Raw genomic sequence first — 17,548 nt, 5'->3', positions numbered from 1 at the left:
AGCCAATCATGCCCCCTTGCACGGCTGACATAGCGAAGCATTTGACATGGGGACGATTCTCCTGTAGGGTAGGCTTCGTCATGGTCGAAACGGTCCGGCGCTCGTGACGCCTTCAAGATTCCGGACCCCGCGATCGCATCGCGCTCAGATCCTCTCCGGAGCGGATTCCCTTCCGGTTCTGCTTCCCTCGATTTTCTGATCCCGTGCTCATGCGATCCAACCAGAAAAGGATACTTCTATGTCCACCTCTGCTCAGCTTCCTTCTCCTCCGCTTACCTTTGATGCCCTCGGGTTGCCTGCCCCGCTCCTGCGGGACCTGCGCAGCGCGGGCTTGACCGAACCGACTCCGATCCAGGCGCGGGCCATTCCGCCGGCGTTGCGGGGGCGAGACGTGTTGGGCTGCGCGCAAACCGGCACAGGAAAGACCGCGGCGTTTGTCGTGCCGATGATCGCGCGGCTGGCCGACGGGCCCAAGGGCCACCCACGCGGCTTGATCTTGGCGCCGACCCGGGAACTGGCCTTTCAGATTCAGGCGACCTCGGATCGGCTCGGCCGGTCCAGCCGGATTTTCGCCGCTCCCATCGTCGGCGGCAGCGACATGCAGGCCCAGGTGCGCGGTCTGCGCCAGCTCCCCGATATTCTCGTGGCGACGCCCGGCCGGCTGTTGGACCACCTGTGGAACGGGACGGTCCAGCTCTCGCATCTCCAGATCGTGGTACTGGACGAAGCGGATCGGATGCTCGATATGGGATTTGCGCCGCAGTTGAACCAGATTCTCGATGCGCTGCCGGAGCAGCGGCAAAGCCTGCTGTTTTCCGCCACCATGCCCGGTGACCTGAGTGATCTCGCGCGAATGTCCCTGAGAACCCCGGAGCGTGTGATGGTCGCCAGGTCGGCGACCCCGGCCGCGGGCGTGGCGCAAACGCTGCACCACACGACGCCCGAAGAGAAGACGCCGCTCCTTCTGTCCTTGCTCAAAGACCAAGACGAATCCGTCTTGGTCTTTACCAGGACCAAACATCGCGCCGATCGCTTGGGGCGTACCTTGGAACAAGTCGGCCATCAAGTGGCCGTGCTGCATGGGGATCGCCGGTTGTCCCAACGCCGCACAGCCTTGGAAGGGTTCCGTCGCGGACGGTATCGGATTCTCGTCGCGACCGACATCGCAGCCCGCGGTCTGGACGTGGCCCATATCGGCCATGTCATCAATTACGACCTGCCCCACACGCCGGAAGACTATGTGCACCGGATCGGGCGCACCGGCCGGATGAAGGCGATCGGGCGCGCGACAAGCTTCGTCACAATCGAGGATACCCGGCACATCCGGGCGATTGAACACCTCTTGGGACAACCGGTTCCTCGAGCTGAAGGGAGCGCCGCCGGACCCCATCCCCGTCCGGCCAGCAGGCCTCTCCAGCGAGAACACGTTGCCGGCCACAACGTCACATGGCCGGGTCGATCGGAGGAATTCAGAAAGGGCCGACGCCGGGACCGACCGTAATCCTATCGGAGCATCACGTCCCGTCCCTCGCACTTAGGGCAAGGAATGCCGGGTCGAAGGGGCGTTGCCGTGTTCGTCGAGGAATGACAGGCTCGAGGGGCCGTCCTTGGGCACACGCAGGATTGCGCGGGCTTTCCCCTTGCTGTCGTAGAGAATCAGGCTGGACGTACCGGTTTCATCGACCCGCAACAGTCCGCGGACCTTGCCTTCTTTGTCGATGAGCCGAAACTCCTCCGCTTCGATGACCGACGGCGTCGCGGTCGTGGGCGCCTCGCCTTTCAGCTTCTGCGAGGAAAGCGACTCGGTTGTGCGCAAGTCCCCGGTGGTCTTCTGAACAGCTGCCGGCCCCGGCGCAGGCAGTGGCCCCGAGCACCCGGCCAAGCAGGTTCCCGCTCCGACGGCGAAGATGAACGCCAAGCCAGACACCATCCCCGTCGGGGCATGTGGTTCTCCGCCAGCCATCAAACCCGGCGACCGCTGTGTCTCTCTTCGCTTCGCCACAGCTTGTTCTTTACCGCACCCTGAGGCTGGAAATCACGCAGGAAATGATTCGGCGCCCATTATCCTGCTTGACCCCGCCCGCCATTTCGTTCAGACTGCGCGCCGTGATGCTTCCTTTCGATGGTCGACGATCGGCCGGTCCCGGATCGGGCCCTCTCAGAAACCGGTACAGGATCCTTGCATTCAGATTCGCGACAAGTGTCCTTCTCTCCCTCTGGATCGTCTCAGCTTGGACCCAGGACGGTTACGCCCAGCCGTCAAGTCACTGGCGAATCGAGATCCAAGCTCCGGACGCCAGAGGATCTCTGCCGACGGGAAGCAGCCTGACTCTTTTTCTTCACGTCAGCGGGGGATCACCGACGCAACCGGAAAGCTTGGTGGCGATCGTCGAAGGCCCATCTCTTCCCAAACGCCTCTATCCGCTCGTACCGGACGCACAGTCGGGCGACTTGTCGACCACTGTGGAGGTTGAGGTGGCCCCGCCCGGCGCCATAGGCGAGCCGCCGAAAGCGATTCCCGTATCCGTCATGATCGCGCGCATAAGGGGAATGGAATTAACCCATATCGGGAAACGAACGGTGTATGTGACCTTGGGCGCCCCGACCACCGGTAGCGTGTCGCTTGCCGGGCCGCCATCCGAATCAGTCCCGACGCGGCCTCACGGTCGCCCTGCGGGATTTCGCGGCGAGCCGACGGCTCAGACCGCGCTCGCACAAGAAAGTGTACGAGAAGAAAATCTTGTGCGCCCGTCTCCGCTGAATGGCAGCCACGCGTATTGGAAACGAGTGAACGATCTCATCGGCGTGAGCCTGCGGGAGAGGATGTCCGCTCAACTGCCGTCACGGGCGCGACGCAATCCGGCGGTTCGGTTCCGGCTGTTTGCCAACGGCGAAGCCCAATTGATCCAACTGGAACGGAGCTCTGAAGACCCGCGGATCGACGAATCCGCCATGTTGGCGGTCATCGATGCGCATCCCTTTCCGCCCTTCCCCGAAGACGCCGCCGATCCTTATCTTGACGTGCACGTTGTGCTGCCTGTGCTGGCTCCTTGATACACGCCCCCCGGTTTGAAGAACTCCCTCCACCGGGACTCACGTCAGCGTCCGAGGTGTTTGATCTCCGCAGCGAGGGCATAGGATGTCCAGCGGTCGCGCCCTTTGATGATCGTCACCTCCAGCGTGGCCTGAATCTCGGCCTCCTTTCCGTTCAACACCGGTAAATCCGCACGCGGGCAGCCGTGAACCACATGGACAGGGATGGCGGCGGTGCCGTCATCCAGCATGAAGATGCAGGCATCGAAGACCGGGCCCGTTCGCCCCAGATAGGGAGGGAGGGCATGAAAGTCCCGCACGACGCCCTGCACGGTCACCTTGCGGAGATGAAACGCGTCGAGATCCCCGAGCACGACATCAATAGGCACCGGAGAAGCCGCGAGCGACTGGACCGCACATGCGATGGACAGGACGATCCACCACCACGCCACGCCGGCCGATCCGAGCAGGAGAAACCGTTTCATAGATCATAGTCGTTTCGATGCTCCAGGAGTAAAGCAGAACGGAGGGAAAAGGTCCAGATGGGTCCAGGTACTCGCCTTCAGGCATGCGAATCGAGTAGGATGCGCGAAGCACATCCACCGTGGCCGAACGCGCCACGGCCAAGGGCCGACGACCGGAAAGGACCCTCTATGAGACGCTCGAATTCCCGTTTATGCCCCTCCGCCTGGTGGCTTACCGCCTGCTTCATCCTCGCCGGCTGCGCGCACGACCCGTATCAGGCGCGCACCGACCAGATCAAAGCTCACGTGGAAGCGTTTTACACCCACTTGAAGGCCGACCGCGTTGAGGCTGCGATCCACGAGAACGAACAGATTGAAACGCTGGCAAGCCAACTGGGAGAGACGATCCGGAGCCGAACGCAGCAACCGGGAGTTAATCGGATGACCCGCGAGTGGGCGCTTGTCAAGACCGCTAACGAGACGGCCGCCCAGAACTGGCTGGCCCTTGGACAGTACTTCGCCATCAAAAAACGCTACGACCAGGCGCGTGCGGCCTATCAGCGGGTCGTCGACACCTATACCGGATCGACTGAACGAACCTACCGAGAACAGGCCGCCAGAGCGCTCCGCGACCTGGACATCATGAGCCCATCGGCCGCACAGCCATGACAATGACCGCCGCGGCCGGCTGGACTGATCGGACCGCCTGACACACCGATGCGCGCGATTCTCCCCCTTCTTTTCGCCTGGCTGTCGCTCGGCCTCTGCGGCTGTCTCCACACCATCCACGTGACGCCGGAGCCCGGGACCGTTGAGGGCGACCCGATTCCGCTTTCGTTGAAGGTCGACGTCACGGGATTTGCCCTGGAAGGCGCGGACCACATGCCTGGGATCGGGCTGTTGGAATGGACCTGGCGGGATTTCCGGCAAGGGGTGATCACCTACATCGAGAAGCGGCGCAGCTTCCGCAGCGTGGGAACGGACCGGGCTGATCTGACGTTGTCGATCAAGGCGGCCCTCACGATGCGATCACGGGACAGATATCTGTACATCCTGCGATTGGAGGCCGCGCTCTCGTCCGCCAAGAACACCGTCATTGCCTCTTATGCGGTCGAAACGCAGGCCGCCGGCTCGTTCGCGCGATGGACGACCGCCTCAGATCGGGATCCGATCAACCGGGCCTTGCAAAAAGCCCTTGACGAACTGCTGACCAAGATCGAAGCCGATCGTCCTCTGGTGCTGGCTGCGAACCAGTTTTAGACGCTGGCAAAATTCAGGACGGCTCCTGGATGTGCGAGCGAAGACAAAGCCGGTGGAGCGAAGGAATTGTCCTCATCGGCATGTCGGATTGCTGAACCCGCTCCCGTTATGCACCCATGCCTGAGTCCTCCCTCAAAAGGATATGTTCCCCTCCTTCGTGGAGTAGATTTGTCCTTTGGCGATCGGCTAGCTTCGGCCCTGGCAAGACCAGCGATGAAACGGTTCCTCATACCCTCGCACGAAGCTGACGTGCCCGGCCGCCGAACAGGCCGCTGATGCCCACGAAATCGATGGGGAGCGTGCAGATGGGGACGCGCCTTCCACAGCGACGCCGGATTCCGGAGGGATTCGCCCTCATCTGTCCAGCTCCCCGCCAGGTCTGGACAAGACACTGTCCCGAATGCGGCCGTTGGCTCCGCAAAGACGATCCCCAAGCTCCATGGAGCTGCGTGTGCGGCTGGAAGAGTTGTTGAGACGTTCTTCAACGCGATGAGGTCGGGATGATGACAGCCATATCGCTGCAGGATCTGAGAGCCGGATTCTTCCTGATGATCAGCGTGGTATTTTTGACCGTGATTTGTCTTCTGGCGGCCTGCTCTACCGTCACACGACCGGTTCGCTGGTGTGAACGGCGCAGGAGAAGAGCCGAGTAACAAACCGTCGGCCTCGACGGACGCGTCACAGCCTATCTGCGCACGATCAGCCTTTTCCATCGCATGCCCGGGTTATGCGGATTCGGCTGGGGGCGGGGGCAATCCCACGCCCACGGCTCCGCATGCTAGCCCGCATTATTCACGAAGGCTTCTACTGCAACCGCGGATACGCTGTTGCGACGGGCGTGCTCGCCACTCAGTCGGTCAACGTACTGTTTCAAGTACGCTTCCCTCCCTCGTGGCTGCGCTTGCCCGTCTCACGACGCGTCTGCGCGGTTTCGTCACGAATCCTCGTGAATAATGCGGGCTAGCGCTTTGAGGAGCAAGGGTGCAGCGCGGTCAGGCTGACGCCGAGCGCAAGACCCGCGATGAACACAGTGGCGAGAGCAAGCGGGCCCAGCCCGTCGGGAAACGCCAGGGACCGCCGACGCCCGGGAGAAGAAAAGAGCGAACCCACATGCGCCTCTCCGCCCAGCCACATGCCGCGCGATGGCTCTTCAAGCGGAACGCCTTCAGGGGTCTGTCGGGACTGAGACTCTGAGCCATTCATAGCGATCGCCTCCCGGCTGCGCGTGCGGACCGGCTCTCTGGCGCTTCGTCCTCCGGATCGGAACCGCCCGGTGTTCGTTACATCAACGCCTGAAGGCTTCGCTCGAGCAGGGCCTGAATCTCTCCGCGACGCCGTTTCAAATCCCCTGTCTTGTCGAACAACAGATAATAGGTCAACAGTCCGGAGGTGTACGCCGCCAGGGCCGTGGCGAGCATGCGGTTGGTGGCGCCTTTGCCGTTCAGCGCGGGGCGCAGCAGATTCCCGAGGCGATCCAAATGCTCGTCATAGACCGCGCGCAGGTCCTTGGCCGATTCCGTCGTGAGCTGAAGCAATCCCCGGACCTGATGGAACAACAACAGGTATTCCGGATGTTCCAGGAAAAAATCCAACCTCGCTGCGATGATCTTGCTGAAGAGCTTCGGTCCGGGTTTGGCGCCGCGCGAGGCTTCTTTCGTTTTCATGAGGAGCAGGTCTAAGCCTTGCTGGAGCAGGGCCTGGAGAAGCGCCTCTTTGGTCTCGAAGTACTTATAAAAGGTCCCCTTGCCGATATCGGCGCGCTCGGTGATATCCTCGATTTTCGTCCAATAGATGCCTTTCTCGGAGAAAAGCGCCAGGGCGACATCCAGCAGAGCCTGCCGCGTGCGCGCTTTCCGACGCTCCACCCGTGACGATGCCGCGGGCGCCATGCTCCGGGCCTCCGGTTCCGCTTTCATGAACATGCCGTCATGTACAGCCGCCACCGACGCTTCGACTTCAGCGGCTCAAGTTCTCCGATTTCTCGATGGCGCAGGATAACAGGATCGACGACGGCTCCGCAATTGACGCACCGCCATCCCTGGAAGTCCAGTTCGCCTCGGTCGTCCAGAAGATCGGTGAAATAATCCCTCGTCATCCAGCCTCGACATCGTGTGCATCGCATCGTGTCCTCCCATGAATAGGGCCTTGTCCGGATGAGGGCCTCTCATCCGGACACAGACCGCCCTGATGAGTTCAGGTCGGCTTTCCCGCTGCAGCCCTCAGGCCACCAAGCGTTTCCCGCGTTCGACGACCCGTCCGAGAGCTTCTCTCGCATCGATCGCCATGCACCCGGCCCGTTCACTCACGTCTTCCACCAGCGATCGCAGTTGTCGACGTGTTCTCGCGCCCGATTGCGGGGCCAGTAACAGGCCTGCTCCGACGCCGACCAACAGCCCGGTGACGAACGTCACGCCGCCGGCCGCAACGTATCTGGTTCGGTTGTTCATGATCATCCCCCCTTTCCGATCTGGCGTTAACTGGCATGAGCGTCGTGATTGCCCAACCCGTTCGAATTCCTTTTTGAATTCCTTAGTGGAGTCCGGTCCACATCATGTTCGAACTCTCCAGACATTAACTCTCTCCGTTCATCGCAGCGGCTACACTTCGCTTCCAACGTGCCGTTCGGCCCGGTCGTACAGGAACGAAAGACCAGGTAGTACCGCCGCCACCCGCACAGGCGGCAGGGCTTGCCTTCCAACTCCCTCAGGGCCGGCCAACTTTTCCTGTGGACGCGGCCGACCCGCCCTAGCACCGATTCCGTTCTTTCCATGATGGCCTTCATGCCGCGCCCCTTTCTTCCTGTTGCTCTTGACCCGCCAACTGGACTGCCTCGCGGTGCTGGAGCCACCGCACGGGCATGATTTCCAGGAATCGCACACCCATCCCGCGCGCGTATCCGAACTGATCGGGCTTGCGGCAGACCCATGCCACGGTTCCTACTCCCTTCATCCGCTCTGCCGGACGATCAGACGGTGCAAAACTCAGCTCGACTTCCGCTCCGACAGGCAACAAGTCGGCCCCCTCGATAAAGACCCCCTCTCGGGAAGCCCGAGCTGCCCGACCTTCCCGCCATGCACCGTCTTGTGATCGATAGCGAACCTGTACACGGGTCTCTACCCGGAACTCTGCCTTGTCCTGCACAGACTCCCAAGCCATGGGACACGCTTTCCTGCCGGACTGATCAACGAGCCAAAGAGCCTTTCCTTCGTCGTCGAAGGCGAACCATGTCCGATCGAGCGCTTCCGCGCGAAGCATTGCATCCTTCATGAGTCCTCCCTCCTCTCTGAACGACAAGACGCCGAGCAAGCACCGGCATTGTGTTAGACCAATTATCCAATAGTGACCTATAACTCATTTATGACCTATTGGTCATATTTATACACTTGGTCGCTTATCCTGTCAAGCCCGTTCTTGCGGGCCGAGGCATATTCTGCAAACAGTCCCGCCAAGAACGCTCGGGCGCATGACTCCTGATTGGTTTTCCGCGTTCGGCCGGATGCAAGGACCATTGCGGGAACCAGCGATAAGCCAAGGCAGCAGACGCACCGAATCTCGCGGACTGGCCCACCATATCGGTCCATGACGGAGGTAGAGAACTGAAGACCGGCGGCGGCTCTGAAGCGCGTGGGCAGAGACTGAAGGAAATCCTCAGGACCGCGTCCGAGAGGTCAGAAAGAATAGATGCCGAGTACTTGCGGTTATTTGGCGATCGTGATCGGGAGCGTCGGAATCCGCCCGACATCGGTGACGGTCATTTGGAACAACTGCTGCAGCAGGCTGAAGGCTTCCCGGTTCCACGTACGCAACGGTTCTTCACCGTCATCATGCGCCCCGACGCTGTACCATCGCGCGCGCAGTTCCACGGCAAAGGCGGCGTGCCGAGGTCTGGTTGTCGTCTCGACGATTTTCAACGTCGAGACCGGGTTGCGCAAGACCGGACCGGTGCGCTGATCCTGGTCCACTGCAAATTCCGGCTCCTCCGCGATCCCCCGCGCGACGAACCCGAGAATCGCGCTGAAGCTTCGAAGCTTGATCTGGCCTCGCCACGGGTAATCCCCGCCGGGGAACCCCGGACGAATGTCGACAAACACGTAATTGCGCGGATAGCGAGAAGCCGTCTCGTGAAGCCGCCGGCGTTCATGATTAGGCAGCTTGGCCGGATCGTAGTTGCTGATCGCCATACGCCCGACGACCGTCTTGCTCAGGATCGGCCTGCCGTCCGCTTCATTCGTGATCCATCGGTAGCCCTTGTCCAACGCCTGTGCGGTCAACGGATGGTCTGGGGGTAACGGCCAGTGCTCCTCGTGTTCGAGTGGTCCGACATGAAGCTGCCGAGCGAGATTCAGAGCGGACAGATGCAGGACCCGCCGGCGGAATTCCGCGTACTCCTCGGGGCGATGCGGCAAGTTCAGAAGAAAGGTCCTCTTGCCGTCTTGCTCGATACCGATCCCGCGCGCCATGAGCCGCAACACGATCGCGGGCTCGACCCCTTGACTGATGAGAAATTCGAACTTGGTCTCGTCCATTGGCGTCAGGATGCGGCGTGTAAACTCCTCGCCCTGGATGGGAATAATGCTCACCGTCGGGTTCTCGGCTACGCTCGCACCCAGATTCAGCGTATAAAAATTCCTTGTGATGTCCGTCCCGCCCCTGTTGAACAGTTGGGCCCCTACACCGGCGTTCGTACGGAAGTCGAACGTGGCGGCAACATTGGACACCGCGGTGAAATGAACGGGGAGGCCTTGCCTGGCCCTGGCGATATTCAGCAGCAACATTTCGGATTCGACCTGGCTGACTGTGTGGTCGTATTCCAACACCGCGCGGTGCATGGCGACGGGAGAGAGACATCCAGACAGAGCCCCCCACAGCAACAACGCCACAGCCGTTCGTGAACCGGGTCCAGCGAACACGCGTTTCACTCGCCCTCTCCCGCTTGACTGCCGGACATCCCGACCAGGGTACAGCCCGTGTGCGTCTTTGAAGATTGGCCGGATATCCCCATGCCGATCGAATACGGGGAACCTCTCGCCCTTCCTCGCTTCATGGCACGCATGAGATCTCCACACGACGGACGTGGCGAGACCGTCTTAGCGGCCGACGGCGCAGATGATGCCGCCCATGAGCCATCACCGTGAGTGAGCCAGGAGGCGCCTGAAACGACTCACGAACAGCGCGGTGACGAACAACACCAGACCGATCCCCTTCACGCTCGTCGATTCGCCAAGTTCTTCGGTGATCCATCCGAACGCGCCGATGCCGGCGATCGCGGACGTCATCGCGGCGGTTTGATAGAGGCCCAGGACACGCCCGACCATCTCGATCGGCGAAATCTCTTGCACCACGCCCCACGCGACCGGTGTGAGCGCCCCCATGCCGCACCCGACCACCGCCATCAGCGCGCCCGCCGCCAGTGGATCGCGGACCCACACCAGCACACAGATCGCCGTCCCGCTGACCGCGCTGGTCCACGCAATCAGCGCGATCCGACGCGGCAGACTCCATTCCGTCCACCAGACCAGCAGGATCGACATCGCGAGGAGGCCGCCGCCCAGCGTCGACCATAGGTAGCCGACCTCGACCGGACCCAAATTGAGCAGTTTCCTGCCGAACACCGGAAACAGGGTAGTCAGGGCGCTGGTTCCGAACGTGTACAGCGCCGCCGTCGCGATGAGCCACAGCAACGCCGGCTGCCGGCCCAGGACGAACCGCACGGCCTCCATCAAGTCTTGCCGCAACGCCGCGGCGGGCGGTCTTTCGGCAGGCACGACGGACAGACGCGGCAGGCGGACCGGCAGGAGGCACGTGGCTGACAACAGATAGGTCACCGCATTGATGCACAGAACTTCCTGCGAACTCGACAACGCGATCCCGATCCCGCTGAGCGCCGGCCCCATCACGATCCCAAGGCTCGTCGTACTTTGCAGGAGCGCGTTGGCCGCGGTGAACTGCCGCTTGGCGACGATGGCGGGCACCGCCGCGATGAGGGCCGGGCCGAAGATCGCCGTCGCGATGGCGTGGAGCAGCACCAACAGATAGAGCACTTCGACCGTGAACGACTCGACCGAGATCAGGCAGGGGATCAATCCGATCAGCAGCGCGCGCGAGATATCCGAGGAAACAAGGAGGAACTTCTTGGGCCAGCGATCCACGAGAACGCCGATGACCGGCCCCAGGACGATCGGGGGAATGGTCTGCAGCAAGCCGATCACCGTCGTCTTGATCGGCGATCCGGTGATCGAATAAACGAACCAGAGTAATGCCAGCTTGGAGACGCCGTCTCCGACTTGCGAAACCAGTTGACTCAGCCACACCAGACCAAAATCCCGCGTACACAGGAGCCGCTGAGCACCAACGGCGGTGATGTGATCGTCTGCGGAGAGGACGGCGCGAGAGGCGCAAGTCACCGGTGTGAAGCTGTGTCCGGGCATCACTCCTTTTCTTCGATGCGAACCTTGTCCGTCTGCACGGCCTTGACGCCGGGGACCAGCCTGGCCGTTTCGGCCGCTTCGAGAATAATTACCTGGAATCGTACCACTCCCGCAAGGATTACGACACCATTTTCCGTCTTCACCTCGAAATTGGCGGCCTTCAGGGTCGTACTCTTGGCGAAGCGCTCCTTCACGTACTGGGTGATCACTTCATCCCGCTTGCGGGCGAGCGCCTGCTTCAACTGCGGCACGACCTCCAGCTTGTTATTCACCGACGCGACGCCGTCCACCGATTTGGCGACTTCGGCGGCCGCCGTCTTTTCGGCCTCATCCGTCACTTTTCCCGTGAGCGTGATCTGATGGTCGCTCTGCTCTACGTCGATGTCGTACGGGAACAGTTGCGGCGTCGCCATCAGCGCGAGTTTGACCGTCAGAATGAGCGACGTTCGGGGTGTTTTTGAGGGTTCCTTCGAGGGAAGCTCTTGCGCAGCCGATTCCTCCTTCTTCGCCGGTCGCTCTTCCGGCTCCTTAGATCGAGGCGGTTCGGCGGGTTTTGTCGGCAGGGTCGGTTCTTTTGGCTCCTTCTCAGCGGGCTTCTGCGCCTTGGTCGGCGGTTCACCGGCCGGCTCCTCGGCCGGAAGCAGTGCCGCGGGGATCAGCAGCACGCCGCAGATCGCGATCGCCGGATAGAGCCGTCGGGGAAAGAACAGCGAGAAGACGTGCGATCGACGCCGCATCGAGTGAATCACCGTGGCAGCCCGCCTCACCGCCTGGCGTCTAGCGGGCAAGAAAAGGCGCCGGGGAAGATGAAGTGGGATCCTCAGCCGACTGCCGCCGGCTGAACAGTTCCGCCACGGCGGCGGTTGCGAGCAAGGTCAGACCGATGCCCATCAAGCTCGCCAAGGGGCCGAGGGAATCGGCCGCCCATCCGAACCCGGCCATGCCTGCCATCGCGGTTGACATCCCCCCGGTGCTGAACGTGGTGAAGACCCGCCCGAGCAGCCGTTCCGGCGTCAGTTCCTGAAGCATCGCCCAGACGAGCGGCGTAAACATCGCCGTGCTCCCGCCGATTACGACGACCAGGGCGGCCGACACGATGGGCAGATCGACCAGTCCCAACCCGCAGACTGCCAGACCGGCGACGGCCAGAGAGCCGGCGATCATGCGCAAGCGCTCGCGCAGTTCGCCCGGCTTCAGCCAGGCCAACGAGACCGACGCCGCCAGCATGCCGACCCCCAGGGCCGACCAGAGCCATCCCATCCCGACAGGGCCAACCTGCAGCAATTGCTTGGCCACTACTGGGAGCAGGAAGACAAACGCGCTGGACCCCAGCGTGAAGAGCGCGGCGGTCACCATCAGCAGGAACACGGTTCGATGTTGCAGAAACACGAACCGGAACCCGACCTGAAGTTCCTGCAACACCCGCTGGGTTTCAGCCCGCGCCCCAGTCGGCGTGCCCGACTCCCGCATGCGGATCGGCATCAGACACAGCGCCGAAACAAAAAAGGTCGCCGCATCGACATACAGCACATTCTGCGCGCCGATGAGCGCAATCCCGACGCCGCTGACCGCCGGCCCGACCAACAGTCCGACGTTGGTCGTGCTTTGCAGCAGGGCATTGGCGGCGGTAAACTGGGACCGTGGCACGATGAGCGGGATGGAGGAAGCCAGAGCAGGACCGAAGATCGTGGACACGACCGCCGTCACAAACACCAGTAAATACAGGCGCTCCAACGTCAACGCGTCACACGCGTACAACAGCGGGATCAGCAGGATCAGCACGGTGCGCACCAGGTCCACCGCGATCATGACCGGTTTTTTGGGCCATCGATCCAAGTAGACGCCGATCAATGGACCGAAGAGCAGCGGTGGGAGGGTCTGCAACAATCCGACGACCGTCATCTTCAAGGCCGAGCCGGTCAACGTGTAGACGAACCACAGGAGCGCAACCTTGTTGAGGCTGTCCCCGATCTGCGAGATCGCCTGTCCGGCGAACAGCAGCGTGAAGTCCTTCGTTTTCAGCAGGCGCCAGCCGGAAGGACCGCGCTGATCGGGCTGGTGAACGGTCGAAGCGCCTATGCTCCTACGCATCATGGCTAGATTGCGGGATTGGAATGCCCAGCGGCTCATCCAATCCGTTCTCGACTCCGCGTGAGGGTCGAGTCCCCGCCGTGCAATGCAATTGATCCTACTTCCTCGCTGAGCATCTGCTCATAGACGTCGAGGTAATCGCGCACCATCCGTTCGACCGTGAACCGCTCTTCGAACGCCTGCCGGCACCGGCGTCGATCGAGGAACCGAACTCGCTCCACCGCCGAGACCATTTCTTCCAAGGAGTCGCTGACGAACCCGGTCAGGCCGTCCTTAATGAGTTCCGGAATTGAGCCCTGACGGTAGGCCAAGACCGGTGTGCCGCAGGCCAGCGCCTCGATCAGCACCAACCCAAACGGCTCGGGCCAATCATAGGGCGCCAGCATCGCATACGCCTGGCCCAAAAAGTCGTTCTTCTGATCGTCCGTGATCTCCCCGATGTACTCGATCAGGGGATGCGCCAGGAGCGGTTCGATTTCGGCGCGGAAATATTCGCGATCGGCCGGATCGACCTTGGCTGCGATCTTCAACGGCATGCCGACGCGCTTGGCGACCTCGATCGCATGGTCCGGCCGCTTCTCCGGCGCGATACGTCCCAGGAACGCCAGATAGCGTCCCGGCTGCGGATGGTAGCGATAGAGGTCGCGCGGTACGCCGTGATAGACCGTCGCCTGCCAGTTGGCCCACGGCAACGGCCGCCGTTGGGCGTTCGAGATCGAGACCAAAGGCATTTCGGCATACTCGCGGAATACCGGTTCGAGTTCCGGCAGATCGAGCCGTCCGTGCAATGTCGTGACCACCGGCACGGGGCAGCGCCGGGCCAGCGGGAACCCCAGAAAATCGAGATGCGAGTGAATCAAGTCGAAGTCGCCGGGCGATCCGAAAACCCGCTCCAACTGAAGGATCAGCGGCGCATCGCGGTTAAAGATACCCGTGTTCAGGCGCAGGGCCTGGTGACAGATCGGTTCCAGCTTCGCCGTCGTGACGGAATCCCCGCTGGCGAATAGCGTCACGTCATGCCCCAATCTGACCAACTCTTCCGTGATATATGACACAATACGTTCGGTCCCCCCGTAGAGTTTCGGGGGCACACTTTCCCACAACGGCGCTACCTGCGCGATTCTCATTCCCTCGCTCCTTTTCAGTGAGTTGACGGCCGCCACGTCCTACTTCGCGGGCTTGATCGAGAGGGCACGCCCGTCCGGCATCATTTCCACTTCCACCTTTTCGCCCGGAACGACCAGCCGCTCCCGCTTGGTTTCCTTATTGACCCGCAACCGCACCAGCCGACCGAAGACATCCCGCACCACGTACACCTCCCCCTTGATCGACAGTAGATCCCCTTTTATGACCTGCGGGGAGGCCGCCGGCTGTGCAGCCGCCATGGGCACACTCGCGGATATCTCTGCGCCCATCACGAAGATCGACGCCAGCAACCACAGACCAAACCCTTTCATGGCGCTACCTCCCTCACCTCGCTTCGGAAGGTGACTCGGATGCCGAGTCGCGCCGTCACCATATCGTCGCCGGCTTAGAAATACCCCTTCGACAGGCCCGGACCCAATAGACAAAAACCTGACCTGCGAACGAATCTTGTCCAGTCCTCTAAGCCCCTGAGGTGGGGTAGGCGTAAGAACAGTGAAAAAGGAGGGCGTCATGGACGGATACGGCAAGAGAATCTTGATCGTGGACGGTGACGAAAGCTCACGACACATGCTGTCGTTTCTGTTGGCGAACGAGGGCTACAACGTCCATATCGCCAATGACGGGCTCGAAGCCTTGAGCGAAATGAAGAAACGGCGGTTCGACGCCATCATTACCGACTACCGCCTCCAGAGACTCAACGGGTTGGAATTGCTGGCTTTGTGCCGGGTGGTGTGGCCGGAAACGCCGATCATCATGGTCTCGCGCGATTCATCGGCCCTTGGCCCCCAAGCGGTTGAACGGGGCGCTGTTGCGTGGGTCCGGAAACCCTACGACTCGCGCACGTTACTGGAACTTCTCGCCTCCGCCGTGGAGACAGCAGAGTCCGGGCGAGGCTGGAAGTCCAAAACCAGAATCGCGGGATGAGGGAGCGTTGAAGCATGATCAAAAGAGGAGGTGCACGACCATGCCGAAGCGGGACCTGATGCTCCTGCTCGGAGCTTCCCTGTTGCTCAGTCTCAGTGTCGCTGGTCAGGCCGAATTGATCGAGCGTTGGCGAGACGCCTTGGACGAGCAGCACCGCCGGACCTTGATCCGGGAAGACCTGTTCAAGCTTCAACGTCTCACGGCGGAGGCGGAAAGCGGTTTCAGGAGCCATGTGGCGACCGGTCAGCGGGTGTCGTTGGACCCGCTCGGCAAAGCGGAAGAGCGACTCAGACCGATCCTCGATCACTTGCTGGAACTCTTGGCCGATTCTCCACCGCTGCAGCATCAGGTGCGGACGCTCGGCCTCTGGCTACTCGACCACCTGCGGCACAGACGATGGTTGGCCTCTCAGATCGACGCCGGCCTTCAATCCGAGGTCATCTCCTCCTTGCAGCGAGGAGAGGCATTGGCCCTGCTGCTCGCGATCGAGAACGCCTTCCGCGAGCTTGAATCCAGAGTCGATCACAAGTTTGCGGACGCCGAACTGGAAGACGAGGAGTTTCGGAGGCAGATGCTGCGAGGTCTGCTGCTTGCCGAGTGCGGCATCGTCGTTGCGAGCGGGGTTACAGGCGGTCTTCTCGGCCTTCTGTTTCGGCGGTTCTCCCGCGCCCGCGCCAGCCGCACGGATCAACGGATCGCCGCGGTCGGCCACGCCGCGTCCTAGCGGCCTCCGCCGGTCGGACTGTCCCTCAGACTCCTCCGGTGCCACGCACTCCAGGCTTGACTTGGCTGAAAGCCCGGCCTAGCTTAGGTGTCGCCAAGCGCCGTTACGGGCAGAACCTATGTCGAAAGATACCCACTCGGTTCGAGGACGGTCCATGGAGGGGCGCCATAGCCTGAGAATTCCGATCCGAGTCTCCGCCATCTTCTCAAGCGGGCATGGCCTGGGTGAAGGAACGGTCTTTAATATTTCCACACCCGGCTGCGCGATCGAGAGCAAGAAAGCGCTGCGGGTCGGCGACTATGTTCGACTCAACGTCTACCTACCAGACGAGCGCCTGTTGCAAAACGTGCGTGCCGCCGTCCGGTGGGCTCAGGGTCAACGATTCGGAGTGGAATTTCTGCGCCTCTCAGAAGAGGAACAAACCCGTTTGTCCCGCCTAGTCTCGGATCATACCCGCAGCAAAAGTCGATCTTAGTCGTGTGAGAGCTTCTCGTTCGTTGACGGACGATTGCTGGACCCTTTCCCGGTATTTTGGCTTACCTGTTCCCGGCCTGCCGACACCGTATCCTGTTCAGATTTTGGGAAAGTTCTTGATCGCTCGTTCGACAACAGCCAGAATAGGGACAGCCGGTTCCGGTCCAGGCTGTGAGACAGGCATGATTCTGCGAAAGGAACAGCGGTTTCCGGTCTCGTTTCGTGCGGTCTTGACCAGCATCAAGACACAGGAAAATTCCGGGATGGTGCTGGATCTGTCACCAAGCGGATGTCGTGTACACAGCCTTATGTCCGTGTTTACGGGCATGCAACTCGGACTACGCCTGCACTTGCCGGGACAGGACCCTCCTATTTACATTGACCGAGGAACGGTCCGCTGGGCCCGCGGACAGGAATTCGGCGTACAGTTCACAGAAATAGCCCCTCATGAGAACAGCCGGCTTCAGGAGGCTGTCCAAGCCCTTAAAAATTCCTCTCAAACTTAGCTCTCTCGCCTCACCAGAATTACGGAAACCCAAACATTATTGAAGATTTAGAATTTTACGTCCTATCGCCTTGCCCATCTTTGGAGGTACGCTCTATAGGTGATGCGCCTACGTACAGATTCGGCTACGGTTTGCTAGGAAGGTCGGCAACGGTGGCAAACGTGGCAAACATGGGCACGCGCAAGGCGCGCCGAGTACGGCTGGTCTGCCGAGTTTTCTTTTTCGGGCAAGGCGATTTCGAAGGAGAAGGGAAAGTCCTCGATCTCTCGACTTCGGGGTGCCTAGCCGAATCGGAGGTTTCGGTGACGCCGGGGATGGAATTTCAACTTTCGCTGTTTCTTCCCGACCATCCGTGGCCGCTCAGGGTGGAAAAGGCCGCCGTCCGCTGGACCCACGGCCGGTCCTTCGGACTGGAGTTCGTCGCTCTCCGTCCAGCCCAACGGGAACGGCTGCGCGCGATCGTTATGAAGGCGAAAGCGTGACACTTATCTGAGCGAT

General features: G+C 61.4%; 21 protein-coding genes. 9 read left to right on the top strand and 12 right to left on the bottom strand.

Going from position 1 to position 17,548, the window contains the following annotated elements; all coding sequences use genetic code 11:
- Positions 1 to 238 precede the first annotated feature (238 nt).
- Positions 239 to 1,501, top strand: a complete 1,263-nt coding sequence (locus AB1555_12200) for a DEAD/DEAH box helicase (GenBank protein ID MEW6247451.1) — start codon at positions 239 to 241, stop codon at positions 1,499 to 1,501.
- 33 nt (positions 1,502 to 1,534) lie between these two features.
- On the opposite strand, the gene AB1555_12195 is transcribed toward AB1555_12200, so the two are convergent.
- On the bottom strand, positions 1,535 to 1,918 hold the full coding sequence (locus tag AB1555_12195) for a hypothetical protein (protein MEW6247450.1): 384 nt from the start codon (positions 1,916 to 1,918) through the stop codon (positions 1,535 to 1,537).
- Between the two features lie 461 nt (positions 1,919 to 2,379).
- Between AB1555_12195 and AB1555_12190 the strand changes: the two genes are divergently transcribed.
- On the top strand, positions 2,380 to 3,054 hold the full coding sequence (locus AB1555_12190; protein ID MEW6247449.1) for a TonB family protein: 675 nt from the start codon (positions 2,380 to 2,382) through the stop codon (positions 3,052 to 3,054).
- Between the two features lie 44 nt (positions 3,055 to 3,098).
- Here AB1555_12190 and AB1555_12185 read toward each other — a convergent pair whose 3' ends face one another.
- Entirely contained in the window at positions 3,099 to 3,518 is a 420-nt protein-coding gene (locus AB1555_12185; GenBank protein MEW6247448.1) for a hypothetical protein, read from the bottom strand.
- A 168-nt stretch (positions 3,519 to 3,686) separates the two neighbouring features.
- Here AB1555_12185 and AB1555_12180 point away from each other — a divergent pair, with 168 nt between their 5' ends.
- Both AB1555_12180 and AB1555_12175 read left to right on the top strand, forming a co-directional pair.
- Positions 3,687 to 4,166, top strand: coding sequence for a hypothetical protein (locus tag AB1555_12180; GenBank protein ID MEW6247447.1), 480 nt, complete (start codon positions 3,687 to 3,689; stop codon positions 4,164 to 4,166).
- A gap of 48 nt (positions 4,167 to 4,214) precedes the next feature.
- Complete coding sequence (locus AB1555_12175) at positions 4,215 to 4,757, top strand: hypothetical protein (GenBank protein MEW6247446.1); 543 nt, start codon at positions 4,215 to 4,217, stop codon at positions 4,755 to 4,757.
- Positions 4,758 to 6,037: 1,280 nt separating this feature from the next.
- Here the strand turns inward: AB1555_12175 and AB1555_12170 are convergent.
- The 10 genes from AB1555_12170 to AB1555_12125 all read right to left on the bottom strand — a co-directional run bounded on the left by AB1555_12170 (position 6,038) and on the right by AB1555_12125 (position 14,733).
- A complete protein-coding gene (locus AB1555_12170) occupies positions 6,038 to 6,646 on the bottom strand; it encodes a TetR/AcrR family transcriptional regulator (GenBank protein ID MEW6247445.1) in 609 nt (202 codons plus the stop codon).
- A 23-nt stretch (positions 6,647 to 6,669) separates the two neighbouring features.
- Complete coding sequence (locus AB1555_12165; protein MEW6247444.1) at positions 6,670 to 6,879, bottom strand: hypothetical protein; 210 nt, start codon at positions 6,877 to 6,879, stop codon at positions 6,670 to 6,672.
- Positions 6,880 to 6,976: 97 nt separating this feature from the next.
- Positions 6,977 to 7,204: a YtxH domain-containing protein gene (locus tag AB1555_12160; GenBank protein ID MEW6247443.1), complete on the bottom strand. Its 228-nt coding sequence runs from the start codon at positions 7,202 to 7,204 to the stop codon at positions 6,977 to 6,979.
- A gap of 331 nt (positions 7,205 to 7,535) precedes the next feature.
- Positions 7,536 to 8,024 carry a PilZ domain-containing protein gene (locus tag AB1555_12155; GenBank protein MEW6247442.1) on the bottom strand — a complete coding sequence of 163 codons (489 nt, stop codon included), beginning with the start codon at positions 8,022 to 8,024 and terminating at the stop codon, positions 7,536 to 7,538.
- A 431-nt stretch (positions 8,025 to 8,455) separates the two neighbouring features.
- The gene (locus tag AB1555_12150; protein ID MEW6247441.1) at positions 8,456 to 9,676 is read right to left on the bottom strand and encodes a hypothetical protein; all 1,221 of its coding nucleotides are present in this window, start codon (positions 9,674 to 9,676) and stop codon (positions 8,456 to 8,458) included.
- Between the two features lie 207 nt (positions 9,677 to 9,883).
- A complete protein-coding gene (locus AB1555_12145; protein MEW6247440.1) occupies positions 9,884 to 11,185 on the bottom strand; it encodes an MFS transporter in 1,302 nt (433 codons plus the stop codon).
- Entirely contained in the window at positions 11,185 to 11,922 is a 738-nt protein-coding gene (locus AB1555_12140) for a BON domain-containing protein (protein ID MEW6247439.1), read from the bottom strand. The genes AB1555_12145 and AB1555_12140 overlap by 1 nt, the downstream gene beginning before the upstream one ends.
- Before the next feature lie 40 nt (positions 11,923 to 11,962).
- The gene (locus AB1555_12135; protein MEW6247438.1) at positions 11,963 to 13,279 is read right to left on the bottom strand and encodes an MFS transporter; all 1,317 of its coding nucleotides are present in this window, start codon (positions 13,277 to 13,279) and stop codon (positions 11,963 to 11,965) included.
- Positions 13,280 to 13,311: 32 nt separating this feature from the next.
- Complete coding sequence (locus AB1555_12130; protein ID MEW6247437.1) at positions 13,312 to 14,403, bottom strand: glycosyltransferase family 4 protein; 1,092 nt, start codon at positions 14,401 to 14,403, stop codon at positions 13,312 to 13,314.
- A gap of 39 nt (positions 14,404 to 14,442) precedes the next feature.
- On the bottom strand, positions 14,443 to 14,733 hold the full coding sequence (locus AB1555_12125; GenBank protein ID MEW6247436.1) for a hypothetical protein: 291 nt from the start codon (positions 14,731 to 14,733) through the stop codon (positions 14,443 to 14,445).
- Positions 14,734 to 14,932: 199 nt separating this feature from the next.
- On the opposite strand from AB1555_12125, the gene AB1555_12120 reads away from it, so the two are divergent.
- The 5 genes from AB1555_12120 (at position 14,933) to AB1555_12100 (ending at position 17,532) form a co-directional block, all read left to right on the top strand.
- Positions 14,933 to 15,346, top strand: a complete 414-nt coding sequence (locus AB1555_12120) for a response regulator (GenBank protein MEW6247435.1) — start codon at positions 14,933 to 14,935, stop codon at positions 15,344 to 15,346.
- A 40-nt stretch (positions 15,347 to 15,386) separates the two neighbouring features.
- Positions 15,387 to 16,070, top strand: coding sequence for a CHASE3 domain-containing protein (locus AB1555_12115; GenBank protein ID MEW6247434.1), 684 nt, complete (start codon positions 15,387 to 15,389; stop codon positions 16,068 to 16,070).
- A 154-nt stretch (positions 16,071 to 16,224) separates the two neighbouring features.
- Positions 16,225 to 16,545 (top strand): PilZ domain-containing protein, encoded by a 321-nt coding sequence (locus AB1555_12110; protein ID MEW6247433.1) that lies wholly within the window; start codon positions 16,225 to 16,227, stop codon positions 16,543 to 16,545.
- Positions 16,546 to 16,726: 181 nt separating this feature from the next.
- The gene (locus AB1555_12105; protein MEW6247432.1) at positions 16,727 to 17,050 is read left to right on the top strand and encodes a PilZ domain-containing protein; all 324 of its coding nucleotides are present in this window, start codon (positions 16,727 to 16,729) and stop codon (positions 17,048 to 17,050) included.
- Positions 17,051 to 17,220: 170 nt separating this feature from the next.
- Positions 17,221 to 17,532: a PilZ domain-containing protein gene (locus AB1555_12100; protein MEW6247431.1), complete on the top strand. Its 312-nt coding sequence runs from the start codon at positions 17,221 to 17,223 to the stop codon at positions 17,530 to 17,532.
- Positions 17,533 to 17,548 lie beyond the last annotated feature (16 nt).

Source organism: Nitrospirota bacterium (genome assembly GCA_040755395.1).
Lineage (GTDB): Bacteria > Nitrospirota > Nitrospiria > Nitrospirales > Nitrospiraceae > DATLZU01.
Note: the sequence above shows the minus strand (reverse complement) of the source record. Positions and strands in the feature narration are given on the sequence as shown.